Source organism: Chitinophaga sedimenti, from assembly GCF_023156195.1.
GTDB lineage: Bacteria > Bacteroidota > Bacteroidia > Chitinophagales > Chitinophagaceae > Chitinophaga > Chitinophaga sedimenti.
Genome location: NZ_JAKUKA010000001.1, coordinates 5,483,142 through 5,507,071, shown reverse-complemented (window position 1 = coordinate 5,507,071; position 23,930 = coordinate 5,483,142). Strand labels below are relative to the sequence as shown.

General features: G+C 49.2%; 22 protein-coding genes and 2 pseudogenes. 9 read left to right on the top strand and 15 right to left on the bottom strand.

All coding sequences use genetic code 11. The features are described from left to right. The first annotated feature begins 73 nt into the window (after positions 1-73). From MKQ70_RS31660 to MKQ70_RS31625, 7 genes and pseudogenes are all read left to right on the top strand, one after another. The gene (locus MKQ70_RS31660; protein WP_248081780.1) at positions 74-1,591 is read left to right on the top strand and encodes a 7TM diverse intracellular signaling domain-containing protein; all 1,518 of its coding nucleotides are present in this window, start codon (positions 74-76) and stop codon (positions 1,589-1,591) included. Beyond that, on the top strand, positions 1,542-2,213 hold the full coding sequence (locus tag MKQ70_RS31655; protein WP_248078672.1) for a sensor histidine kinase: 672 nt from the start codon (positions 1,542-1,544) through the stop codon (positions 2,211-2,213). The genes MKQ70_RS31660 and MKQ70_RS31655 overlap by 50 nt, the downstream gene beginning before the upstream one ends. After that, positions 2,213-3,310 carry a sensor histidine kinase gene (locus MKQ70_RS31650; protein ID WP_248078670.1) on the top strand — a complete coding sequence of 366 codons (1,098 nt, stop codon included), beginning with the start codon at positions 2,213-2,215 and terminating at the stop codon, positions 3,308-3,310. Before MKQ70_RS31655 ends, MKQ70_RS31650 begins: the two co-directional genes overlap by 1 nt. Continuing rightward, the gene (locus tag MKQ70_RS31645; RefSeq protein ID WP_248078668.1) at positions 3,294-3,674 is read left to right on the top strand and encodes a response regulator; all 381 of its coding nucleotides are present in this window, start codon (positions 3,294-3,296) and stop codon (positions 3,672-3,674) included. Before MKQ70_RS31650 ends, MKQ70_RS31645 begins: the two co-directional genes overlap by 17 nt. Positions 3,675-4,174: 500 nt before the next feature. Next, a complete protein-coding gene (locus MKQ70_RS31640) occupies positions 4,175-4,348 on the top strand; it encodes a hypothetical protein (RefSeq protein ID WP_248078667.1) in 174 nt (57 codons plus the stop codon). A 244-nt stretch (positions 4,349-4,592) separates the two neighbouring features. Continuing rightward, positions 4,593-5,465 (top strand): hypothetical protein, encoded by an 873-nt coding sequence (locus MKQ70_RS31635; protein WP_248078664.1) that lies wholly within the window; start codon positions 4,593-4,595, stop codon positions 5,463-5,465. 23 nt (positions 5,466-5,488) lie between these two features. Beyond that, a pseudogene (locus MKQ70_RS31625) lies at positions 5,489-6,900 on the top strand (GH92 family glycosyl hydrolase). Positions 6,901-6,985: 85 nt separating this feature from the next. Here the strand turns inward: MKQ70_RS31625 and MKQ70_RS31620 are convergent. The 13 genes and pseudogenes from MKQ70_RS31620 to MKQ70_RS31560 all read right to left on the bottom strand — a co-directional run bounded on the left by MKQ70_RS31620 (position 6,986) and on the right by MKQ70_RS31560 (position 18,157). Next, on the bottom strand, positions 6,986-7,204 hold the full coding sequence (locus tag MKQ70_RS31620) for an SHOCT domain-containing protein (RefSeq protein WP_248078655.1): 219 nt from the start codon (positions 7,202-7,204) through the stop codon (positions 6,986-6,988). Positions 7,205-7,290: 86 nt separating this feature from the next. Next, positions 7,291-7,620, bottom strand: a complete 330-nt coding sequence (locus tag MKQ70_RS31615; protein ID WP_248078652.1) for a hypothetical protein — start codon at positions 7,618-7,620, stop codon at positions 7,291-7,293. Next, positions 7,617-8,231 carry a hypothetical protein gene (locus MKQ70_RS31610; RefSeq protein WP_248078650.1) on the bottom strand — a complete coding sequence of 205 codons (615 nt, stop codon included), beginning with the start codon at positions 8,229-8,231 and terminating at the stop codon, positions 7,617-7,619. Before MKQ70_RS31610 ends, MKQ70_RS31615 begins: the two co-directional genes overlap by 4 nt. A 111-nt stretch (positions 8,232-8,342) precedes the next feature. Next, positions 8,343-8,711, bottom strand: coding sequence for a transposase (locus MKQ70_RS31605; protein WP_308199282.1), 369 nt, complete (start codon positions 8,709-8,711; stop codon positions 8,343-8,345). A 242-nt stretch (positions 8,712-8,953) separates the two neighbouring features. Next, positions 8,954-11,213, bottom strand: a pseudogene (locus MKQ70_RS31600) (GH92 family glycosyl hydrolase). A 141-nt stretch (positions 11,214-11,354) separates the two neighbouring features. Continuing rightward, positions 11,355-12,155, bottom strand: a complete 801-nt coding sequence (locus tag MKQ70_RS31595) for a RagB/SusD family nutrient uptake outer membrane protein (protein ID WP_248078644.1) — start codon at positions 12,153-12,155, stop codon at positions 11,355-11,357. After that, on the bottom strand, positions 12,152-12,967 hold the full coding sequence (locus MKQ70_RS31590) for a RagB/SusD family nutrient uptake outer membrane protein (RefSeq protein WP_248078641.1): 816 nt from the start codon (positions 12,965-12,967) through the stop codon (positions 12,152-12,154). Before MKQ70_RS31590 ends, MKQ70_RS31595 begins: the two co-directional genes overlap by 4 nt. A gap of 25 nt (positions 12,968-12,992) precedes the next feature. Next, positions 12,993-14,609 (bottom strand): TonB-dependent receptor domain-containing protein, encoded by a 1,617-nt coding sequence (locus MKQ70_RS31585; protein WP_248078639.1) that lies wholly within the window; start codon positions 14,607-14,609, stop codon positions 12,993-12,995. Beyond that, entirely contained in the window at positions 14,572-15,495 is a 924-nt protein-coding gene (locus MKQ70_RS31580) for a TonB-dependent receptor plug domain-containing protein (protein WP_248078625.1), read from the bottom strand. Before MKQ70_RS31580 ends, MKQ70_RS31585 begins: the two co-directional genes overlap by 38 nt. After that, positions 15,449-15,649, bottom strand: a complete 201-nt coding sequence (locus tag MKQ70_RS31575) for a hypothetical protein (RefSeq protein ID WP_248078622.1) — start codon at positions 15,647-15,649, stop codon at positions 15,449-15,451. Before MKQ70_RS31575 ends, MKQ70_RS31580 begins: the two co-directional genes overlap by 47 nt. Further along, the gene (locus tag MKQ70_RS31570) at positions 15,646-15,936 is read right to left on the bottom strand and encodes a carboxypeptidase-like regulatory domain-containing protein (protein ID WP_248078619.1); all 291 of its coding nucleotides are present in this window, start codon (positions 15,934-15,936) and stop codon (positions 15,646-15,648) included. Before MKQ70_RS31570 ends, MKQ70_RS31575 begins: the two co-directional genes overlap by 4 nt. Positions 15,937-17,141: 1,205 nt before the next feature. Further along, positions 17,142-17,351, bottom strand: coding sequence for a substrate-binding domain-containing protein (locus tag MKQ70_RS31565; protein WP_248078617.1), 210 nt, complete (start codon positions 17,349-17,351; stop codon positions 17,142-17,144). Then, the gene (locus MKQ70_RS31560; RefSeq protein ID WP_248078614.1) at positions 17,330-18,157 is read right to left on the bottom strand and encodes a LacI family DNA-binding transcriptional regulator; all 828 of its coding nucleotides are present in this window, start codon (positions 18,155-18,157) and stop codon (positions 17,330-17,332) included. Before MKQ70_RS31560 ends, MKQ70_RS31565 begins: the two co-directional genes overlap by 22 nt. A 369-nt stretch (positions 18,158-18,526) precedes the next feature. On the opposite strand from MKQ70_RS31560, the gene MKQ70_RS31555 reads away from it, so the two are divergent. Continuing rightward, entirely contained in the window at positions 18,527-19,948 is a 1,422-nt protein-coding gene (locus tag MKQ70_RS31555; protein WP_248078611.1) for a sensor histidine kinase, read from the top strand. Positions 19,949-19,961: 13 nt separating this feature from the next. Then, positions 19,962-20,411 carry a response regulator gene (locus MKQ70_RS31550; protein WP_248078608.1) on the top strand — a complete coding sequence of 150 codons (450 nt, stop codon included), beginning with the start codon at positions 19,962-19,964 and terminating at the stop codon, positions 20,409-20,411. A gap of 198 nt (positions 20,412-20,609) precedes the next feature. Here the strand turns inward: MKQ70_RS31550 and MKQ70_RS31545 are convergent, their stop codons facing one another. Beyond that, entirely contained in the window at positions 20,610-20,930 is a 321-nt protein-coding gene (locus tag MKQ70_RS31545) for a hypothetical protein (protein ID WP_248078606.1), read from the bottom strand. A gap of 141 nt (positions 20,931-21,071) precedes the next feature. Further along, positions 21,072-23,633 carry a TonB-dependent receptor gene (locus MKQ70_RS31540; protein WP_248078603.1) on the bottom strand — a complete coding sequence of 854 codons (2,562 nt, stop codon included), beginning with the start codon at positions 23,631-23,633 and terminating at the stop codon, positions 21,072-21,074. Positions 23,634-23,930: the final 297 nt, after the last annotated feature.

Sequence of the window (23,930 nt, the reverse complement as noted above, 5' to 3'; positions counted from 1 at the left end):
TTTACAGCGGTCTTTAAAATTTCGTTCCTATCCTTATATGATGCTAAAGCGCCTTGTCCTCTTTTTGTTATTCGTGGTCTGCTCCGCCGGCACTGCCAGCGCCAGTGGTCCCATCGTGGTTACCGACAATGCCAAACTGATGAAAATCGGGAAGTGGCTGGAACTTTATGCAGACCACACCAACAAACTCACCATAGAACAGGTGCAGGAAAAGGTGTTCCGGGCCTCCGGCCAGGACGTACCCAACCTCATGATCACCCCCTATACACACTGGGCCCGCTTTTCCGTAGAAAACCGTACGGGCAGCGAAACATTACTGCTGGAACTCGAATATCCCACGCTGGACCAGGTAGTACTCTACGAACAACAGCACGGTGGCGGCTTCGTTAAAAAGGAAATGAGCACCAGCAGACCTTATAGCGACAGAGAATTCAATCACCAGAACTATATATTCCGCCTCAACATACCCGATGGAGAAACCCGCCACTACTATCTTTCTGTAAAGGCAGACGAACAAGCGCAGCTCCCCATCTATCTTTCTACCGAAACGGTCATCAACCAGAAAAATACCCAACGTAATTTTATATTCGGCATCTACCTGGGCATCATCCTGGTAATGGCGCTGTATAATTTATTTATATTCCTGACCACGCGCGACAGCAGCTACCTCATTTACGTGGCCTATATCGTGTGCGTGGGATTAACACAGGCATCGCAGCAGGGATACACGTTCCGGTTCCTGTATCCCAATAACACCTGGCTGGTACGGCACGATACCGTGTTTATTCCTATCCTGAACGGGATAACCGCCGCCTTGTTCATACAATCGTTTTTACATTCGCGGGAGCGTTATCCCCTCGGACATAAATTACTGCACACGGTAACCGTGTTTTACATCCTTTGTTTCATCCCGATGTTCATGGACGCTTACATGGTGGCGCAGGTGTGGGTGCAGGCGGTAGCGATGGTAGGCTCCCTCACCGCTATTTTTGTAGGCGTAAAAGTGCACCGGACCGGGTTTAAACCGGCCAGGTATTTCCTGATCGCCTGGGGCATTTTCCTGACCAGTGTGATCATATTCGTGATGCGCAACTTTAACCTGCTGCCATATAACGACTTTACCTATTATGCCCTGCAGGTGGGATCGGCGGCGGAAGTTACCCTGCTGTCTTTTGCCCTGGCCAACAAGATCAACATCTACCGGAAAGAAAAAGAAGAATCGGCCGCCCTGGCGCTGCAGGTATCGCAGGAAAACGAGCAGCTGGTGAGAGAACAGAACGCCGTACTGGAAGCCAAGGTGCAGGAACGTACTGAAGAACTGCAATCTTCCAATAAAGAACTGAACAAGGCGCTCAGCAACCTGAAATCGGCCCAGACCCAACTGGTGGAAGCCGAGAAGATGGCATCGCTCGGTCAGTTAACGGCCGGCATTGCCCACGAGATCAATAACCCCATTAACTTCGTTACCTCCAATATTAAACCGCTGAAACTCGACTTTGCCGACCTGAGATCACTGCTGCGCAAGTACGAACATGGAAACGGTGGCGCCGGAGAAGATGCCGCAGACGTTGCAGGAAATCCAGCGTTTTAAACAGGAAATTGATATCGACTACGTGCATAACGAGATCGATACCCTTATTACCGGTATAGAGGACGGCGCTGCCCGTACCGCTGAGATCGTACGCGGGCTGCGCACTTTCAGCCGCCTGGATGAGAGCGACCTGAAACAGGTAGACCTCCACGAAGGGCTCAATTCCACGCTCGTATTACTGCGTAACACCATTCCGCCACATGTAAAAGTAATCCGCGACTACGGCGAACTGCCAAAGGTGGAATGTTATGCCGGCAAACTGAACCAGGTTTTCCTCAATATCATCAATAACGCATTGAATGCCATTAAGATGAAGCCCGAACAGGGCGACGAATCCGTGACGATCACAACCAGGCTGCATAAAGAAGCCAACCAGGTGAGTATTGGCATCAAAGACTCCGGTATAGGCATGACCGATAAGGTAAAAGAAAAGATATTCGACCCGTTTTTTACGACAAAAGACGTAGGAGAAGGCACGGGACTGGGACTTTCCATTGTTTTCAGCATCATTGAAAAGCACAACGGTAAGATTTTAGTAGAGAGTCAACCTGGTAAAGGAGCAGAATTTATTATATATTTACCTTTAAATATCTCGAACCATTCGTCTCAACAAGCCCTTTGATGAAAAACAATCGTATCAGAATATTGTATATCGACGATGAGGTTCATAACCTGAACGCCTTTATGGCGAGCTTCCGGCGTAACTATGAAATTTACATAGCCAATTCCGCGGCCGAAGGCAAACAGGTATTGAAAGGGATAGACGTTCATATCATTATCGCCGACCAAAAAATGCCCACTACCACGGGTGTGGAATTTTTTAACGAGATAAAGACCGTACTGCCCGACCCCATCCGCATACTGCTCACCGGTTATACCGATGTTGAGGACATTATTGACGCCATCAACAAAGGTCACATCTATTCCTACATCAAGAAGCCCTGGGATGAGCAGGAACTGCACCGGACCATCAACAATGCTTACGAAATTTACTCAGCCCGCAAGCAGCTGAAAGAGAAGATAGTAGAACTGGAAAAAACGAACGACGAGCTGAACCGCTTTATCTATTCCACGTCGCACGACCTTCGCTCGCCCCTGATGTCTGTACTCGGCATCATTAACCTCTCGCGCCTCGATAACAGCGTAACCGACCCCAATGGCTACATGAACATGATCGAAATGTGCGTAACGAGGCTGGACGGGTTCATACAAAAAATAATAGAATACTACCGTAACTCCCGGCTGGAGCTGGAATTTGAGCAGATCGACTTCAATAACCTGATCAGGGATTGTACCGACACCTTCAAACACCAGAACACAGCTATTAATTTTAATGTGGAAGTAGATCAGCCAGTAGAATTCAAAGGCGATACATTCCGCATTAGCGTGATCCTGAATAACTTGATTTCCAACGCGGTAAAATACCAGAAACCCGAAGAGGAAAATCCGACCGTGAACCTTATTGTAAAAGTTGAGCCGCATAAAGCCGCTATCCGCATCGAAGACAATGGTATTGGCATCCTGAGCGAGCACCTGAATAACATCTTCAAGATGTTTTTCCGTTCCAAGAATAACAACAAACCTGGAAGCGGAATCGGTTTATATATCGTGAAAGAGGCCCTGACGAAAATTGGCGGCACCATTACCGTAGATTCCAGATATGGCGAAGGCACTCAATTTGAAATAACCATTCCTAACAGAAATGAATTCGATTCCTGACCTCCGCGTCATCCTGATCGATGATAATGATATCGATTTGTTGCTGCATGAAAGGTTAATCACCCTTCAGCAGATCAGCAGGACTGTGCTCTCGTTCAGCAACGCGAACAAGGCCCTGGAATACCTTTCGTCCAACATCACACTGCCACATATTCCGCCTACCGTCATATTGCTGGATATACAAATGCCGGAAATGGACGGGTTCGAGTTCCTGCGCTCTTTCGACTCGTACCCGCAGAAAATAAAGTCACAGTGCTATATCATCATGGTATCGTCGTCCCTGGATTTTGGCGACATCAGCCGCACCAACGCCAATCCGCTGGTAGTGCGGTTACTCAAAAACCATTGCAATCGAAAGAACTAAAAGAAGTGATCGAAAATATATTCAGGGATAACAGCTAACATTTTATTGATATCATCTTAAGAGTTTCCCTTAGCGTCCTTTGGTCACTCCCTTTATCCGTACTGCCTAAACGAAGTCCGCTATGTTGGCGGTATTGTGTAAAGATCCTATATGGATCCTATATGGTTCCTATATGCCCCTTCACCACCAGCAAGGGTTTCAGCGCACGAGCATATAGGATGCATAGAGGATGTATATACCCAAACTGACGCTAATTTACCGGAAAACTCCTTCCTTACCCCCATCTGCCCTTTCGTTACCATTTCGTTGCCCTTTTGTTGAAGGTGGAGAATGGCTGCTGCCGTGCCTCGAAATGACAGCTATGCACGTCCACTGAAGGGAGCATATGCGGCCCAATAGTAAACCCGCTGCCGGCTAATTGCACATTTATTCCACAAACCCTACTAACACTATAGATTAAATAGCAAATATGCTTATATTTGTACTACAAACCGAGGCGTATGAACATGCAGAACATCCGACAGAACTTCACACAACATGGCGCGTCCATCATCATATTACTGGTGCTGGGCCTACTCCTGCTGAGCCTTTCGATGTGGAAACCGGCAAAAGGCTTTACTAAAAACGACCTTGAACGGCCTGCATTGAAGGTACAGCCTGCCGGCAATATTTAGGTCATAACCACCCATTCTATAATGGCAACATCCTGCCCGGGCTTCATTGCCAGGCAGGATGTTCCTTTTTTAACCCCGCCAAACCCGCCCCACAAGACAATTTCAATGATCCGCAACCTCCTGAAATAAAAAAATGGAAACCCTTATTGCTATTGATGCTAAACCGGTTTAACTTAGTGGGGTGACGAGCACAAAAACCAACCAAAAAAATGGACACTTTCATAGTCAAAAATCCAATGCCAGCATGAGAAAACAACTTTTCACCCTGCTGCTAATGACGTCAGGGTTTATGAACCCGGCCAACGCCCAAACAGGCGAAAAGCTGGTTTCTTACGTAAATCCGATCATCGGCACCCAAAAAATGGGACACGTGTTCCCCGGCGCTACCGTGCCTTTCGGAGCCGTGCAACTGAGCCCGGATACGGATACCATTCCTTACGAAATGAATGGTAAATACAACCCGGATGTATACCGTTATTGCGCAGGTTACCAGTACGACGACAAAACCATCACCGGCTTCAGCCACACGCACTTTAGCGGTACGGGGCACTCCGACCTGGGCGATTTCCTGATCATGCCCACCACCGGCGCCCTGCAACTGAACCCCGGTACGGCCAACGATCCGAAAAGCGGCTACCGCTCGGCCTTTTCGCATGCCAATGAGGTAGCGGAACCCGGTTATTACAAAGTGAAACTGGACGACCACGACATCCAGGCAGAGCTGACCGCCAGCAACCGCGTGGGTTTCCATCAATATACTTTTCACAAGTCGCAGAACGCCCACATCATCCTCGATTTCATGGCGGGCATCTACAACTACGAGAATAAGAATGTTTGGACGTTCGTCCGCGTGGTAAACGATACACTGATTACCGGATACCGCCAAACGGCCGGTTGGGCGCGTACCCGCACCGTATACTTTGCCATGACATTCTCTAAGCCCATCAAACAATACGGCCACCGCAGCTACACCAACGACGTGTATAAAGGCTTCTGGCGCAAGTTTGATGTAACGCAGAACTTTCCTGAAATGGCCGGCCGCCAGTTACGCGCCTGGTTCGATTTCGATACGGAAGAAGGGGAAAAAGTAAAGATCAAATTCGCACTCTCCCCGTAAGCCAGGAAGGCGCCCTCGCTAATATGGCAGCAGAAATTCCGCACTGGAACTTCGAAAAGGCAAAAGCAGATGCGCAAAACCTGTGGGAGAAAGAGCTACAAAAGATCGCTATCCGCACTAATAATACTGATGAAAAGAAAAACTTCTACACCGCTGTATACCATACGTTCCTGGGCCCCACCACCTATATGGACACCGACGGCAGCTACCGCGGCCTGACATGAACGTACACAAAGCTAACGGCTTCACCAACTACACCACCTTCTCACTCTGGGATACTTACCGCGCCCTGCACCCGTTCTTCAACGTGGTACAGCCCAAACGCAACGCCGACATGGTACAGTCCATGATGGCGCACTTTGACCAAAGCGTGCAGAAAATGCTGCCGGTATGGTCGCACTACGCCAATGAAAACTGGTGTATGATCGGCTACCACAGCGTATCTGTAATTGCAGACGCGGTAGTGAAAGGCAATGCACCGTTCGACGCCAACAAAGCGCTCGACGCCTGCGTAGCCACCGCCCGCTACAAGAAATACGACGGACTGGAATATTATATGTCGCTCGGTTATGTGCCGGAAGATAAAAACGGGTCGTCCGTATCCAAAACGCTGGAGTATGCATACGATGACTGGGCCATTGCACAAATGGCGCAAAAGCTGGGGCGTAAAGACGTTTACGACGAATTCATCAAACGTTCCGGTTACTGGAAAAATGTATACGATGCCAGCACCGGTTTCATGCGTCCCAAAATGAGCGACGGCACATTCCGCAAGGAGTTTGATGCGCTTAAAACCCACGGCCAGGGCTTCATTGAAGGCAACGCGTGGAACTACAGCCTCTACGTTCCGCAATACCCCGCCGAAATGATCGCCCTCATGGGTGGTAAAAAGCAATTCGCCATCCACCTCGACTCGCTGTTCACCATGCACCTGCCCGACGAGTTCTTTGCCGAAACCGAAGATATTACCCGCGACGGCATCATCGGCAACTACGTGCACGGTAACGAACCAAGCCACCACACCGCCTACCTCTATAACTGGACCGACCAGCCCTGGAAAACCCAGGAGCGCGTGCGCATGATCCTGAAAAAGATGTATCGTCCTACACCGGATGGCCTGGGCGGCAACGACGACTGCGGACAAATGAGCGCATGGTATATTTTCACCACCATGGGCTTCTACCCCATCGCTCCCGGCTCCGACCAGTACTCACTTGGCAGCCCGGCGGTTGACGGCGCCACTATCCAGCTGGAGAATGGCAAAACGTTCACCATGGAAGCAAAAAATCAAAGCGACAAAAACGTGTACGTGCAAAAAGTGGAGCTGAATGGACAGGCGCTCAGCAAAGCCACCATCACCCACGCAGACATCATGAATGGCGGCAAACTCACGTTCTACATGAGTTCCAAGCCCAATAAGAAACTCTTCTTGTAACCATTAGAAGTAGTAGACACGAAAAAAAAGCCCAGCGTAATGCCGGGGCTTTTCCTTTTTATGTTGACATGAAATTACATCTTACTTAACCACTCTTTTTCTTCGTATCAAACTCCTCCTGTGTTATGATCCCCTCGTTCAAAAGCAGCTTTAGCTTCTGTAGTTGCTGCACGGGATCAACGTTCGTATCCTTTTTATCGAGCATGGTTTTACCAAGTTCCAGCCCGGCTCCGAATTGCAGTCCTGCACCTGCCAGGCCGCCTTCGTTGGCAGCTGCGTCGCGGAGGGCCTTCAGCTTTTCCATATCCACATAACCAAGACCGCCTTCGGCGGCAGCGCGGGCATCAGCGGTAACGTCGGCAATACGGCGGATGCGGGCCTGGGATATGGCTATTTAGTTTCGTAATGACTTACCAGTTTACCGCTGGTGTTAAATACATACGCGTCGTGATAATCAACCGCCACGAAGCCGTCTTTATACCGCATCACTTCATCCAGGTCTTTCTTTTCCGCCAGGGGCGTTGTCCATTTGATAGCGCCGGTTTCTGGATGCAGGCATTGCAATGTATATGGGGTAGTGGGTGCTGCATTTGCTTTAAAGCAAATCAGCAGGTCATTGGCATCGGAGAACAGTACCTTGGGCGAAAAGTACAACCTGTCGGGGGTAATATCCTTATAGGATACAATCCTGCCCCGGTTTTTTTCCCGCTCGGAAATCAATACCTTTTGAAAGGGATGTTGCCTACATAAATGCCCGATCCGCGCACCTGGTAATCTTTGCCCCACGAAGGGCCGGTTACCTGCCAGCGCGGTCCGCCGGCGTTTTCCTTGTATACGATGCGCAGCAACTGGATCTTTTCGTCCGGGAAGTCGCTGCTGCTGCGGGAAAACGTATAGTATACCTGCTCCTTTGCATTGGGCAGCAAGGTCTTAAACCCTTCCTGCGCTTTATTCATTTCGTCTTTCGTGTATACTTTGTTTGCCAGCGGGTAGTAGAACAGACTTTTACCATCGTTGGTCATCACCGCAAGGCCATCGCCGTAGTTATCGTACAGGAACTCCACGGTAGCCACGCCTGCCTGCAACAGCGGCTGGTCTTTGTAAAAGCCCGTACTCACATCGGTGGCCTTTTGCGCAGCCACATCTATCTTAAATATTTTCGACTTGTCTATGATCGCATACACTTCGCCATTGCCGAAGCGGCGCAGCTTTACATCGGTAGACGTGCCGGCACCCGGTACGTCCAGCTTAATCGCTTTGAGCTCCGATTGTTTCACCGGGTCGTGAAAACCCACGTAAACACCATTTTTAGCCTCCCCTTTGGCATACATGTAGTTCCTGCTGCCAACTACCAGAAACGCGGCTCCTGGGCAGGACCGGCCACCGGAAGACTTTTACTGCTCCGGTGGTGTAGCGCTCTTCGCGGTCGTCTGCGGCTTCGCTTATGGCATATTTCGGGGTGCTGCTATCCCTGCCGGTGCCCAAAAGATGGTGGCACCGGCGATGGCGGTGGTCAATATAAAACCAAGCAACACATACTTCGCGACTTTCTGCGGCAGGACCGGCCTGTTGGCGTAGGGCTGCCCGCCAAAGTTATTTTCCGGGCGGTGCGTTACCGTATGATGAATGTATATGTCGTCGCTATCTAGGTAATATTCGGTATGGCAATTTTCGCAGCGATAATGATCCTCCTTAATGGCGGTGTGTTTTACGCTCCCGCAATGCGGGCACTTGATAGCTTTGATTTCTTTCGGCATTCGGTTTCTCGGGATTGTTGATAAAGCATGGTTGTCGGGTATGGGTACGGACACCGGGATCCCTGAACAAACATTTCATTTCCAAAATAGCACAATTTGCGGGAATTGCCCAATTCCGCCGGGGTATACTGCCCATCAACATAACAATATTTTAATTTTTATACTGATTATAATCAGGAGATAGGACAAAAAAACGGGGCCTCCTAGACAGGAGGCCCCAGAATGTTTATTGTGATCTATGTTCCAAGAAGAACAACTTTACGTTCCGGCACGGCGGCCGGGACTATAATGAGTTTTTACTTTCGAGTCGTAAAGGTAGAAAAAGAATACGGGAAAGCCGCTTCTGTAGTACCTTTTTGTTTATTTGGCGTAGCCGCCATCTTCAGGTCGAGGGTACCACCTTTTTGAATGTCAGCATGGCCGATCCAGTTTTTATCATACGCCTTGCCATTGAAGGTAGCGGATTGAATGTAGAAATTCTTGTCGCTGTTGGCTGGTGCATTGATAACAAACTTCTTACCGTCCTGTAAAGTTACAGTTAGTTTTTTAAACAATGGTGTTCCCAGCACATATTGCTGCGTACCGGGTGTTACCGGGTAAAAGCCCATGGCGGAGAACACGTACCACGCAGAAGTCTGGCCATTGTCTTCATCACCGCAATATCCGTCGGGGGTGGCTTTGTACAGCCTGTTCATCGCGTCGCGGATCCAGAACTGTGACTTCCGGGCTCACCGGCGTAGTTGTACAGGTACAGCATGTGTTGGATCGGCTGGTTACCATGCGCGTACTGCCCCATGTTCATGATCTGCATTTCACGGATCTCGTGGATAGTACCGCCGTAGTAGGAGTCATCGAATACCGGGGGCATGTTGAACACGGAATCCAGCATCTGCACAAAACCGCTTCTGCCACCCATTTTTTCCGCCAAACCCGCAATGTCCTGGAATACGCTCCAGGTGTAATGCCAGCTGTTACCCTCAGTAAACGCATCCCCCACTTGAAAGGATTGAACGGCGCCTGGAACTTACCATCCTTGTTTTTACCGCGCATCAACTTGTGCTCGGGATCGAACAGGTTCTTCCAGTTCTGGCTGCGTTTCTCGAAACGGGCGATTTCTTCCGCCGGACGTTTCAGCGCGATCGCCAGTTGATGAATCGTAAAATCATCGTACGAATATTCCAGCGTACGGGCAGCATTCTCGTTGATATTTACATCGTAGGGCACATAACCCAGCTCGTTATAGTATTTCACGCCTTTGCGGCCAACAGCCGTCAGCGGACCTTCGTTCTCGGTGTTTTTCAGGATCGCTTCGTACAGTGTGTTAATATCATAACCGCGGATGCCTTTCAGGTAAGAATCGGCAATGATCGCCGCACTGTTGGAGCCGATCATTACGTTGCGCAGACCGGGGCTTGCCCACTCAGGTAACCAGCCGCCTTCTTTATAAGCGTTGGCCAGACCTTCCATCATATGGCTGTTCAGTTCCGGGTACATCAGTGTCAGGAACGGGAACAGCGCACGGAAGGTGTCCCAGAAACCGGTGTCGGTGAACATGTAGCCGGGCAACACTTCGCCGTTGTAGGGGCTGTAGTGCATTACTTTGCCGTTGGCGTCGAGCTCGTAGAACTTGCGCGGGAACTGCAAGGTGCGGTAGAGGCAGGAGTAAAAAGTACGTACCTGGTCAATGGTGCCGCCTTCTACTGCAAGCCGGGAGAGTTCTTTATTCCAGGCAGCTTTGCCTTTCGCTTTTACCACATCGAAAGCATCGTTGCCCAGCTCCTGTTTCAGGTTCAGTTCCGCCTGTTCAAAGCTGATAAAGGAAGATGCCACTTTCAGGTTCACCTGCTCGCCTCTCTTCGTTTTAAAACCAACGATAGCGCCGGCGTGGTTGGTGGTCAGTTCCAGTGTATCGCCTGCGATCGCCCTGTTTTTACCGTTCCAGGTTTTGGAAACCGTAAAAGGTTTGTCGGCATAAATCACGAAGAAGTTTTTAAAATTCTTCGGTACGCCGCCGCTGTTGCGGGTGGTATAACCAATAATCTTGTTTTCTGAAGGAATTACCTTGATGTAAGATCCCCTGTCGTAAGCATCTACCACGATAAACGCGCTATCTGCCGCCGGGTAAGTAAAGCGGAAACGGGCGGCTCTTTCGGTAGGCGCTATCTCGGTCGTTACGTCGGCATCGGCCAGGTAAACGCTGTAGTAATAAGGTTTTGCAACTTCTGCTTTGTGAGAAAACCAGCTAGCGCGGCTATCTTCATCAAATTTCATTTTACCTACCACTGGCATAATGGCAAACTGGCCATAATCGTTCATCCAGGGCGAAGGCTGGTGCGTTTGTTTAAAACCGCGGATCTTATCGGCAGCGTACTGGTAAGTCCAGCCATTGCCCATTACATTGGTTTGCGGGGTCCAGAAGTTCATCCCCCATGGCAAAGCAATTACCGGGTAAGTGTTGCCATTGGAGAGGGAAACTTTGGAGTCGGTACCCATGAGCGGGTTAATCCATTCAACGGGATCTTCCACTTTAGTAACGATTTGCGCTTTTGCGCTCATTACACCCAGGGATAAGAGCAGCCATCCGAATTTTTTCATGCTTAGGTTATTTCTCTTTTAGGTTTAATAAAATACTAACACCGTGGCCAGGGCGCGCAGCCCGACACACGGTGTTTTTTTATCTTTCATTCATTCACTTAGTTATTCATATCCGTCGTTCTGCCCAAGGTTCGGATTCAGTGCCCGTTGATTCTGCGGAATCGGGAACAGGTTCCACTTAGCTTGCGTAGACGCCGTATGATCCCACCAGGTATTGGTTGTAAATTTACCAAAACGAATCAGGTCCTGGCGGCGTTTGCCTTCAAAGATAAACTCTCTTCCCCGTTCTGCCAATAGCTCGTCTAAAGTAAGCGTCGACGTATTGTATGCCTCGGTGCCCCAATCTTCGGCGCGGAAAGCACGCTGGCGAACAGAATTCACCAGGGTTACCGCCTCCGCATTTGCCGTACCGCCATTGGAGCGCATGATCGCTTCCGCTTTCCAGAGTACGATATCGGCTAAACGATACAGTACAAAGTCATTGCCCCAGTAGTTCACCTCATCGCTTAATTCGCCCGGTACATATTTCGCGAAACGCGCGCCGCTGTTCTCTTCACCTTTGGTCATACCACCCGCACCGGTTTCTCCTTCTGAATTACGACGGATCTCCTTCACAAATACCAGTGGTTTGCCGCTGTATTCTTCCGTGCCGAGTACGGGATTGCCGGTTGTTTTATTCGTTTGTGGGCCAATCAGCATCCAGCCGGTTTTGCGCAGGTCATTATCTTCAAACGCGTCGTATGCACTCGGGATCACGACAATACCATTATTGCCGTCCCTGTCTGCCGCGTAAATTTCACGCTGCCTGTAGTGCCAGAAATCGCCGTTCCATCCAAAGTTGAAATCACCCTGGCGCAGGTCGTACGCCAGCTGGAACAGGTTTTCTGTAGAACGGTGGTTCACATTATTGAATGGCTTGAAAATATCACTTTCCAGTTGGGGGCGCTGCCGGTAAGTGCACCGCCTTCACCGTTGATGATACGGTTGCAGATGGCGATACAATCTGCGTTGCGCTCCGTGCCAGTCCATACCTGCGCGTTAATGTACATTTCCGCCAGCATCGCCAGACCAGCAGCTTTCGTAATGCGGCCGGCGCCTTCTGCGTTCAGTACGGGCAGGGAGTCGAGGTTATCGAGAATTTCCTTTTCAATCCAGGCGAATACTTCCGGCCTTTCGGTCGTTTCCGGGTTAAAGCCCTGACCGGGAACCGTGGCAATGGGTAGTTTGCCGAAGAGGTCCATCAACTTTAAATAATGCCAGGCACGCAGTACGCGGGTTTCCGCCATCAGTGCTCCCTTCTCCGCTTCCGTCATGCCAATGGAAGCAAAATCCACGTTTGACAAATCTTTCAGCGTGTTGTTACAAAAGCCCATACCGGAGAACATCAGTCGCCAGGCATTTTCGATGGTACCTTCGAGTGGCACCCAGGTGTGGTAGTGCAGGCGGATCCAGTCGCCACCATCGTAACCGTGTCGGCCTTTCTGCGGCCACGCCAGCTGGTCGGCCGAGAGTTCACTCAAACGCCAGTAACCGTTTTGCCCGGTAGGCGCAGCCCATGCATTGGCGTGGGTGTACGGCCGCGTAACGGCCGCCAGCACCTCGCCTTTGTTGTGGTAAAAATTATCAGCATTGATCCTGCTGTACACATTTTCGTCGAGGTTCGTACAAGATGCGAAACCCGTTGCGGCAGCCAGGAATATGAGTAGTTTTTTCATATAATCTAAGTTTTTCAAATCGTTGTTAGAAACCTACATTCAACCCCACGGTGTAAGAGCGCGTACGCGGATAGAAGCCGCGGTTGTCGATGCTCGTGGTCAGACCGTTATCTTCCAGCTCCGGATCAAGGCCGCTGTAACCGGTAAAGGTGGCCAGGTTACGACCCGATGCATACAGGCGCAGGTTGGTAATGTATTTTGTTTTCAGTTTGAAGTTGTAGCCCAGTGTTACGTTATCCAGCTTCACGAAGCTGCCGTTTTCCAGGTAGTAATCGGAATACTGCGGATCATCTTTCAAACGTGCATTTTTAGTGATGGCGCTGCGCAGTACGTTGTTCGGCAACCATTTGACATTACCGAAGTACAGGTCCTGCAGGTTCAGGATATTAAACCCGAACTTACCGCGGAAGAACACGGTGAGGTCGAAGTTTTTGTACTTGAGGGTGTTACCCCAGGAGGCGAGGTATTTAGGAATACCGTTGCCAATTACCGTATAATCTTCGGCGGTGATTTGGTCGGCGCCTACCCTTTCGCCTTTTGCGTTGAAGAATAACCAGGTGCTGTCGGTGTCGAAGCCGGCGAAACGTTTGCCGTAGAAGTTACCCAGGGGCTGACCTTCCTGCACGCGGATCGAGTTGCCAAGTGCGCCTGGTGAGGGCAGCGAGCCATATTCAAAGTACGTAGCTTTAAACAGGTCGTTCGATAAAGACTCGAGTTTGTTAGTCTGGTAAGTGAACGTTACGTCGGTATTCCAGGTGAAATCCTTTGTAGAAACCGGCGTAGCGGCGATGGTCAGCTCAATACCTTTATTCGATATTTCACCAACATTGGTAAACAACTGGTCATGGATGTAAGGCGGCTGCTGGGCTCTGTATTGTGCGAGCAGGTCCACGGTGTTGCGCTGGTAGAGGTCCAGTGAACCCGATAACCTGTTATTGAAAAATCCGTAATCAATACCAAAGTTCCATTCACGTTTCTGCTCCCACTTCAAGTTGGGGTTAGGATTTACAGATGGGCCGTAGGTTTGCGACCAGTTACCGTTTTGCAGGTACTGACCGCCGGTGCTCAGTGTTACCAGGGAACCATAGTTAGCCACACCGTCCTGGCGGCCGGTAACGCCATAGCCTAAACGGAGTTTCAACTGATTAATATCCTGGATTCCCGACAGGAAATCTTCCTTATTAATTGCCCAGCCGATAGACGCTGCGGGGAAAGTACCCCACTTATTGTTGGCGCCAAAACGGGATGAACCTTCGCGGCGCACCACTACCTGCGCCATGTACTTCTGTTTGTATGCATAACTTAACCTGCCGAAAAAGGCCACCAGCGTGTTATCTTCCTTGCTGGAAGTTAAACCCGGGCGTTTCAGCGCATTGTTCGTAATGGCATTGCCTGCACCCAGGTTCCAGTCCTGGAAAGCATCTGTCAGGAAGCCGTTATTATTTGCACTGAAGATTTCCGACGTAAAGTACTGGTAGCTGTAGCCTGCCAATGCCGTGATGTTATGGTGTTCATTAATAGTGGTGCTGTAATCCAGTACGCCTTCAAACGTTTTATTCAGGTCAATCTGGTTAAATTTGGAAGCATAACCGCCGCCATTATAGTCAATCTGCGATGACCGATGCTTTCGTGCGATACTCACGATCGTTCCAGCTGTTGCGGATTAATGCGCCAGTACCGGATAACTTCAGCCCTTTCAATAATTCCAACGTAAACTTCACATCCCCTGAAATAGTTTGCTGATCGCGGTTGTTGAGCGTTTGCTGCAAACGGGCGAGCGGGTTGTAGTTATTGAAGGCATTTGTTTCGAGATAGGTGCCATCCGCGTTAAAGATCGGTGCGGTGGGGTTACGTTGTACGGCCTGTTCAAAGTCGCCGCCCTGGCCGCCGTTCAGGTTTGCCTTGTTAAAATTAGCCGCCACGTTCATCTGCATGGTCAGTTTACCCTGCAGACCGGTCTGGTTCACATTCAGGCGACCACCATACTGCTTGCGGCCGTTATCAATAGAAATACCGTTCTGGTCATTATAATAAATAGAAGCGCGATAATTGCTGTTCGCGGACCCACCGGCGGCAGAAAAATTATGATACTGGCTGATGTTCTTTTTATCCAGCAGCAGGTCATACATTTTGATGCGGCCACCGAGGTCGGTGGTACCCGGCAGTTTCAGGTAGTCCGTTGCACTCAGCATATCCGGCACCTGCGCCACCTGGTCGCGCTGCACATACGTGGAATAGGAATAAGAAGGCTCACCTGCTCTTCCTCTTTTGGTAGTGATAAGGATTACACCATTGCTCGCACGCGTACCGTAAATCGCAGCAGCAGACCCATCTTTCAGTACGTCAAACGATGCGATATCGTCCTGTTGCAGCAGATCGAGGTTACCGCCCGGCACGCCATCAATAACGATCAGCGGCTGCAAACCGGCCGATAGCGTACTGGCGCCGCGAAGCTGGATAGATACGCCGCCGTTGGGGTTGTTACCACCTGCGCGCGTAATACTCAGACCGGCTACTTTGCCCTGCACCAGGTCCGGGGGGATTGCGGGAGCCGCCCTGGTTAAAATCTTCGGGCTTTACCGTGGCCACAGAAGATGTTACCTCCGATTGACGTTGCGTACCATAACCGATCACCACCACGTCTTTTAGCGACTTCACAGAAGCCCCGAGCTTGATGTTCATGGGTTCGCCGGTAATGGCGACTTCCTGGTTTCGTAACCAATAATGGAAAAAACGAGCGTTGTGGCCGTGGGTGGCGCCTCCAGCTTAAACGTACCATCCACACCGGTCTGGGCGCCCGTGGTAGTGCCCTTTATCTGGATGGTTACCCCGGGCAGTGGCGAGCCGTCCTTTGCATCGGTCACCTTACCGGACACCTGCCTGTTTTGTGCAAATACGTGAAACGATAACAGCATCAGCAGCAATGACTGCCAGGCCGCCCGCCTAAGAAGCGTGGATTTCTTCTCCATGTTTGTGTTGATTTAGATGTTGAAAATTCCTTCTGCACCGGGCCCGCTCAACATGCTAACAGTGCATGGAATGGCCAGTCATGCAGGTTTGCTGCAAAACCGGTTCAAGAAGATATGCGTTAAAAAATGTGCGTTGCGTTTCTGGTTATTCCGTTTAGTTCTCTGTTTTAATACATGGTTTATCGAGTTTAGAAAAAAGATTGCTTCCTTCCTGCATGGCGTTACAGGCAATACGTTTAATAATCAATGTGCGGAAACACAAAACGGCGTTTATCAGTAGAAGGTATGGCTAAATCGTTTTTGCTATACATTCCAAAAAAAAGACGCTGTCGGGTCTTGTACGTGTATCCTGCAATGTTATCCGGGAAAGTAAATTGATATGGTTTGTGCGTTTAGTTTCTATTTAAACATTCACTTCGGTTACTTTCACTAACATGGTTCCGTGAGCTTTGTGGTTTCCTTTCTCAAAACAAATGATCAGTTCACTGATCTAATTATCATGATAAAAGTAAAAATTTTTTCTTTTTATGCTAACTTATTTTTTTTCTACTACTACACCAGAATTGGCTACAGCAAAGCATTTCAAATTACATACATCATTCATATTTGCTTTGCCTGCGCGCATAAGGTTGTCGTGATGTAACAAATTCCTTGCCAGCAAACTGATCTAGTAAGCGGATTATATACGTGAAGAAAAAACGGGGACGATGCGCTACATAACCGGGAAATTATCAGCAAAAAAAAAGAGCCTTGAAAGGCCCTTTGTTGCTTTAAATGAATAGTGAACAATAAAAAAACGATCTTATATACATCGGCGTAAAGCCGCCAATTTCAGTTGATGAGGAAGAAAAGTGTTGCCGTCTACGTTATACATTGCACAACTGGCGTTTCGCTGATCATAAAACGTTTTAGCTTTATCCTGAAAAATTTGCGGGAATTTTGACCCCGCAAATCCGTTATTTATACTAAACAAAGCGTTATCTCTTATCGCGAAAATTTCCTGCCGGCATAGGTTATGTTGAGAAATCGTTCGGCAAAACCGGTTTAGCAATCGTGGCTTAAAAAAGATGCTTCAAATACATCCTTACTGCAAGTCCTGACTTTTTACGTCTATTGTACCCAACCAATTGGTATTCTGCCTTGTAAAATTAGAATATATTTCAATTATTCAAAGCCCGTTTGCAAAAAAATTCCGTTTTGGGTGCTCAGGCAGAGCCGCGTTCCACGAAATGCGGTTCCAGCGCCACCTGGTTAAACATGGCGCCGTTACGGTTTTTATCCATCTGCTGCATCAGCAGTTGCATGGCCGTTTTAGCAATACCTTCAATTGGCTGTTGAATGGCCGTGATGCCAGGTGGATAAAGCCTGAACAGGTCATGATCATCGAAACAGATCATGGCAATGTCCTGCGGCATGCGCAGGCCCAGGTTGGTAATGCTCTCCACCCCCGGATACCCGGGTAATTCGTGGCAAAAAATACGGCATCCAGTCCCGGGGTGTTTTTCAGGAAAGCATTGATCTGCGCAATCGCATCGGCTTTGTCGCCGTTATACGGCACCCGCAAAATCAACTTCTTGTTAGCCCGAACACCGTGCTCCGCCAGCGATTCGTGGTAAGCCTGCATGCGTTCGTTCATCTGCACGAGGTCAATATCCACGGTTACGAAACCTATCTTCTTATATCCTTTTTTGAAAAAATGATCCATGCCCTGCTTCACACCCCTGGCGTTATCTACCAGCACATAAGACGATTCTACTTCCGGGAAGTAGCTATCCATCAATACAACCGGCTTTTCCAGCGATACCAGTTTCTTAATGTCCTTCTCCATGCCGATCGTAGGCGTAATCAGGAAACCATCCACATGGCGCTGCGATAACATACGGATCAACTCCCTGCCTTTCAGGGCATTATTCTCGGTGGAGCAATACACCACCTTGTAACCATAAGCCTCCGCCTCATCCTCAATAATTTTAGCGAGGGAGGCAAAGAAGCTACCAGAAATACTTTCCACGATAAGGCCAAGTATTTTCGACTGCCCCGTACGCAGGCTTACCGCGAGTTGATGCGGCTGATAACCAGCCTTTTCCGCTACGGCAATCACTTTTTCAGCCAGGGCCTCACTAATGCGCATTGTTTTCGCCTTTCCGTTCAGTACGAACGAAGCGGTGGATTTAGATACTCCCGCCATTTTGGCCACGTCTTTTAAGGAAACTCTTTTCATAATACGTGGCGCAGGTTTAAATGTTGATAAATACGCATACTAGATCGGCCTATTAGGTTGAACGGCCCAATTTAATCTTTTCTGCCAGGTTATCATAATTTGTTAACATTGGCTGTACTGCAACATGTCTGCGGTATCCGGGGCTATCATGTTCGGATTCCTCACATCTTTTCGGTTTATTTATATAAATTTGCAGTAATGAGAATCCGGATAAAATACAAACACGTACATATAGTGTAATTATTCATTCCTTTTTGTTCCCTCCGATTCTTTTGTCAGACACAGCACGAAAACCATAGCCAAAGGCCCATATGGGCGCATGAGCCGTTTATGTCAGGTGATACTCTTTTCTATGAATATTTGCAAGAGGTGGATGATGTCCTCATTGCATTGCTGGATACTAATGGTGTAATTCAATCCTGGAACAAGGGAGGGGAAACAATCACCGGCTATACCGCAAAATATATAACAGGCTGGAATTACAGCATCCTGCACACGCACCAAAACCGGGAAGCGTTGCTGCATGATAACCTGTTGACGCAGGCGCGTCAGCTCGGTAAGAGCGTGTATGAAGGCTGGGTTATCATCAAAAATGGCGTTACGCTTTGGGGACAACTCCAGCTTACACCCGTATATCAACAAAACCAACTGACAGGCTTCGTTTTGATAGGTCGCAACCTGCAGGAGAAAAAAGAGGCGCTGGAAAGAATTCGCCGCGCGGAAGATCTGCAATACAGCCTCATTGCCGAAGTAGAAGATTACGCCATTCTACGCCTGGACCCCAAAGGCTTCATCGCCAACTGGAACGCCGGCGCGGAAAGGATTAAGGGGTATACTGCCCGCGAAATTGTAGGGCGGCACTTCAGTAATTTTTATACGCCGGAAGAGCAATACGTCAATAAGCCCGACGAACTATTGCGCGTGGCCCGCGAAAACGGCAAGGCGCAGGCTGAAGGCTGGCGTGTAAGAAAAGATGGGACTCATTTCTGGGCGAGCATTACTATTACTGCCATTCACGGCGAAAATGGGGAAGTACTCGGCTTCACGAAAGTAACCCGCGATCTCACCGATAAAAAGAAGGGGGAAGACGCGCTGAAGAGTTATAACGAGATGTTGCGCTCCAAAAACAGGGAGCTGGAAGAGCTGACCTATATCACCTCCCATGACCTGCAGGAACCGTTGCGCACCATCACAAGCCTGATCGAGCTGCTCTCCGATTCGTACCTGAAGCACCCGGACGAGCAGGTAGCCAGCAGTTTCAAATTCATTTATGATGCGGCTTCGCGTATGCGGCAGCTGATCAAAGATATATTGGACTACAGCAGGCTGGGACGTAACGCGGCCATGAAAACGGTAGACATCGGCAATATTTTAAAGCTGATATGCGACGACCTGGACCTGGTGATACAGGAAAGTGGGGCACAGATTTATTTTGAAATGATGCCCAACATTACCGCGTTTGAATCTGAACTGAAACTGCTGTTCCAGAACCTGATCCTCAATGCCATCAAATTCGCGAAAAAAGATACACCACCCGAAGTATACATCTCCGCAGAAAAAATAGAAGGCGGCTGGAAGTTTTCGGTGCGCGACAATGGTATCGGTATTGAACCCATGCATCAGCAAAAGGTGTTCGTTATTTTCCAGCGGTTGCATAACCGCTCGCAATATGAGGGAACAGGCATCGGGCTGGCGCATTGTAAAAAAATTGTGGAACTGCACAAAGGCGTCATTGGCGTTTACTCACAACCCGGCCAGGGCAGCACATTCCACTTTACCATCATGGATTAGAACACCATTTATAATGAAGAAAATTGACGGACTGGAGTGCATTTTACTGGTGGATGATGACCATGCCACCAATTTTATCAACTCCATGATCATTAAGAAAGCACAGATAGACGTTCACGTAGAAGTGGTCACCAATGGAGAGGAAGCCCTGGAGTACCTCACCGGTACCGGTAAATTCGCCGACAGTCCGCGCAAGTTACAACCCGGCATTGTGTTTCTCGACATTAACATGCCCGCTATGAATGGCTGGGAATTCCTGGAAGAGTACAACAAGCTGCCCGAGGCACAAAAAGCGCAGATCGTGATCGCGATGCTCACGACCAGCCTTAACCCGGACGATGAACGCAAAGCCAATGGCATTGAAGACATCCGCGGCTTTTTGAACAAACCGCTAACCGTGGACAAACTGCTCGATGTGATTGAGCGTTTTTTTCCAACCGCTGTATTAACTGAGACGTTGTAAGATTTTTTATACCTCTTATCCCTAACTATTGAAGCCTCCACACCTGTGGAGGCTTTTGAGGTTGATTTATACTTCTGATCCATTAGCCACTCCCCTGCTGCTTGCGGATGGATCGCCGCATCGGCCAAAGAAGACGGCGATACTGTGAACGCCAAGACAGTTGCCCGATCAGCGCGTACAGTTCCGCGAAAAGGCAGATCAGTGATCGTCCTTCGGCCGGATAATCGTATCCAGGCGCCCCTTAATACGATCCAGCACATCGTTTCGTTTTTGTTTTTTAGATGCATGTGGCTCCGCCGCCGCATGCTCATTGAGGCGTGGCTGCCACTGATGAAGAAATGCCTGTACCGCACCAGCCCCTTCGCCGGCGGCTTGCTGCAACTCAGTGTAAGCGCGGGTAATCGCGTTCTTTTCAGATGTTGGTACGTGGGACTCCTCGCCGTGTTTCTCCACGAGATTGTCCCATAATTTGCCGAGGAGGTCGTAAGCAGACTGCTCCAGCTCATGCAGGTTATCCATAGCGGTGATTGTTTAAACAGCGCTACTGGAGATCAACTTGCTTCAGGAAAATTGGAGGGGAGATTTAAATATACGAAAAATAAAAAGCCTCGCAGTGCGGGGCTTTTTATTTTTTATAGGGTCATTATTCAGCAGCCGTCGTTAGTCCTGCGACTTCAGCACATAGCGCAAGGTAACGCCAATTGTGCGCGGGTCGCCGATTACGCCTGCATAATGACCGGCATTACCGGCCGCAGGCAGTAATTGTTCAAAGTAATCTTTATTAAACAGGTTGCGCGCCCAGACAAAGGCCGAAAGTCCTTCCGCGGTACGGAAGCCCAGTCTCGCATTCAGCAATGTATAGCCATCAATGTTAAGGTATTTGGAAGGAGATGGGCTTGATGAAAAATCAGAGCGGTAATATCCCTCCAAAGCAAAAAAGAAATTAGCACGGTGACCGAGAAAGTTCCCTTTATTCGTGGTCACTTCGCCACCAAAAGAACCCGCCCATTTGGAAATACCGGGCAAATCGCCACCGGAAATATCTTTAAACGCACTTGCTCCGCCCGTTTCTTCCAAAGGCACCGGTGCGTTTTTGAACGTTACATATTTGCCTTCTGTAAAAGCCAGCGCGCCGTACAGCGATACAAAACGGCTGGGTTTCCAGTTCGCATCCAGCTCTACGCCCTGTACACGTACCTTTTCCGCATTTGCAAGATAACCGCGGTTCACACCCACTTCAGCGGTTTGTACGTTCGTTTGGTAATCTTTGATGTCGGTATGATGATACACCACGTTCACCGTAGCGTTTTTAGCCGGTGAGGATTTAACTCCCACTTCATAATGCGTTACATATTCCGGTTTGATCTTCGCCAGCTCGATCATTACTTTACCACCTGTAGTAGGCAGACCACCAAGGTTTACGCCCACTGGTTTATAGCTGGTAGAGAAAGTAGCAAAACCATTGATTTTATGATTCGGGCGATAAGACACGGTGATTTGTCCGGACACATTGCTTTCATCCACATCCGCATTAAACGCCTGATCGGTATATACCGCATTTTTCAATGCGATCAAAGCCGGATCGGTAGTTTGCAGTCCGCCGTATGTTTTACGATCGTAGTCCACTTTCTTGCGGTCATAGTTATAGCGTAAACCCGGCAACACGTGCAGTTGCGGGATAATAGCCCAGTCGAGCTGACCAAACACCGCGCCGCCAAAGGTTTTCAGCCTTGAATTAGTCCTGATGCCATAACCGTCGAACAGCCCCGGCGTTTTCCAAAGCTCGCTCGTGGAGCTCTGGGAAAAGCGCCACTGCGCGCTGCCGGATTCTTCCACATGATAAGGGTCCGTCACCAGGTCCTGCCAAATGCCGAACACGCCTACCACCGCGCTCAGACTGCGGGTGAGGTCGCCTGCGTAACGCACTTCCTGCGTCCACTGTTTGTGTTTAGAAGTGGCCTGCGATAATTGCAGTACAGACAAACCGGTGAAGTCGCGGTCGTTGGAGGGATCCCAGTTCCAGTAGCGCCAGGCGGTGGTGGAGGTCAGGGTGCCTTTGCCCACTTTCGCATCCAGGTTCAATGAAACGCCACCGAGGTCATTACCCGACTTCCGTGTGGTATTGTGATCAATTTTACGATCAAAAGCGTTAAGGCTTGGCAACTGGTAATTCAGATCTGCGATAATCGCGTTGAACTGCCTGTAAGCTGCGCGCTGCGTAGTTACCACACCGGCAACCACCTGTGCGTAACCATCCGGACGTTGCTGCGTGGCATCGCCAGTGAGGGTGATTTTTATATTATCGTTAATGGCGTACAACAATTGTGCACGGGCGCCAAGATTATTGATATCATTCACTTTTCGGCCGGTAGCCACGTTATCGATCAGCCCATCGCGCTGGGTGCCGGAAAACGAAATACGGCCGGCAAGTTTTTTCGTAAGGGGACCGGTTACCGCGGCCTTCGCCTGGATGTAGCCATAGTTGCCATAACTGGCTTCGAAGCTGGCGCCCGGTTTAAACGAAGGTTTCGCAGTAGTGATATTGAAAGCGCCGGCCGTGGTGTTTTTGCCGAACAGGGTGCCCTGCGGCCCACGCAACACTTCTATCTGCTCAATATCAATAAAATCAAGTGTAGTTGCTGCCGGACGGGCAAAATATACACCATCCACATAAAACCCTACACCAGGATCAATACCATCATTGGTAAGACCGAACGTAGACCCCACGCCACGCACGTTGAGCGTAGTGTTACGCGGATTGGAAGAATATAATTGTACAGTGGGAATCAGTTCTTTCAGGCGATTCACGTTAAATGCGCCCGCATCCTGCACCTGTGCGCCACCTATCACCGAAATAGGAATAGGCACATCTTGCGCGGTTTCTGTACGGCGGCGCGAAGTAATCACCACTTCAGACAGTGCATCGTCGGGCTGCAGTGTAATGGGAACAGGAGCAACCGGAACAGCCGTCACCGGAACCTCCTGCGTTTTATATCCGATGTAACTAACACGGAGTGTTACCGGAAAAGGCTTGTAGGTAACGATCGTAAACTCCCCTCCCTCATCGCTGATAGCGTGGTTGGTAGAGCCTTGCAGCAAAATGGTAGCACCCGATACAATTGCACCTTTATTATCTTTCACAATACCTTTAATAGTTTGTTGCGCTACTGCGCCTCCAAGGGTTAACAGGAAAAGCAAAACAGTTAGCAATGATGTTCGCATAGTTAATTGAGTTTTTTTATTGATTAAGGTTAATCCCGGGCTGCACGGTCAAGCGGCCTCCTGACAGTGTTTCAGGAGATATTACTGCCGGCCGCCTCTTTAGTCTACCGAATCTGTAGACAAATATAAATTGAATAATTCTAAAAGCCTACTATTTTTATAGACTAATAAATAAAAAAGGCCGTCCCCCCGGAGACGGCCTTTCAACTGAAAATAAATTTATTTAGATGCCCGGTAACTGGCGGTGCGGGCTTCAAATCTTTACTCCTTCTTTATCCAGATTTAGATGTAGCTGCT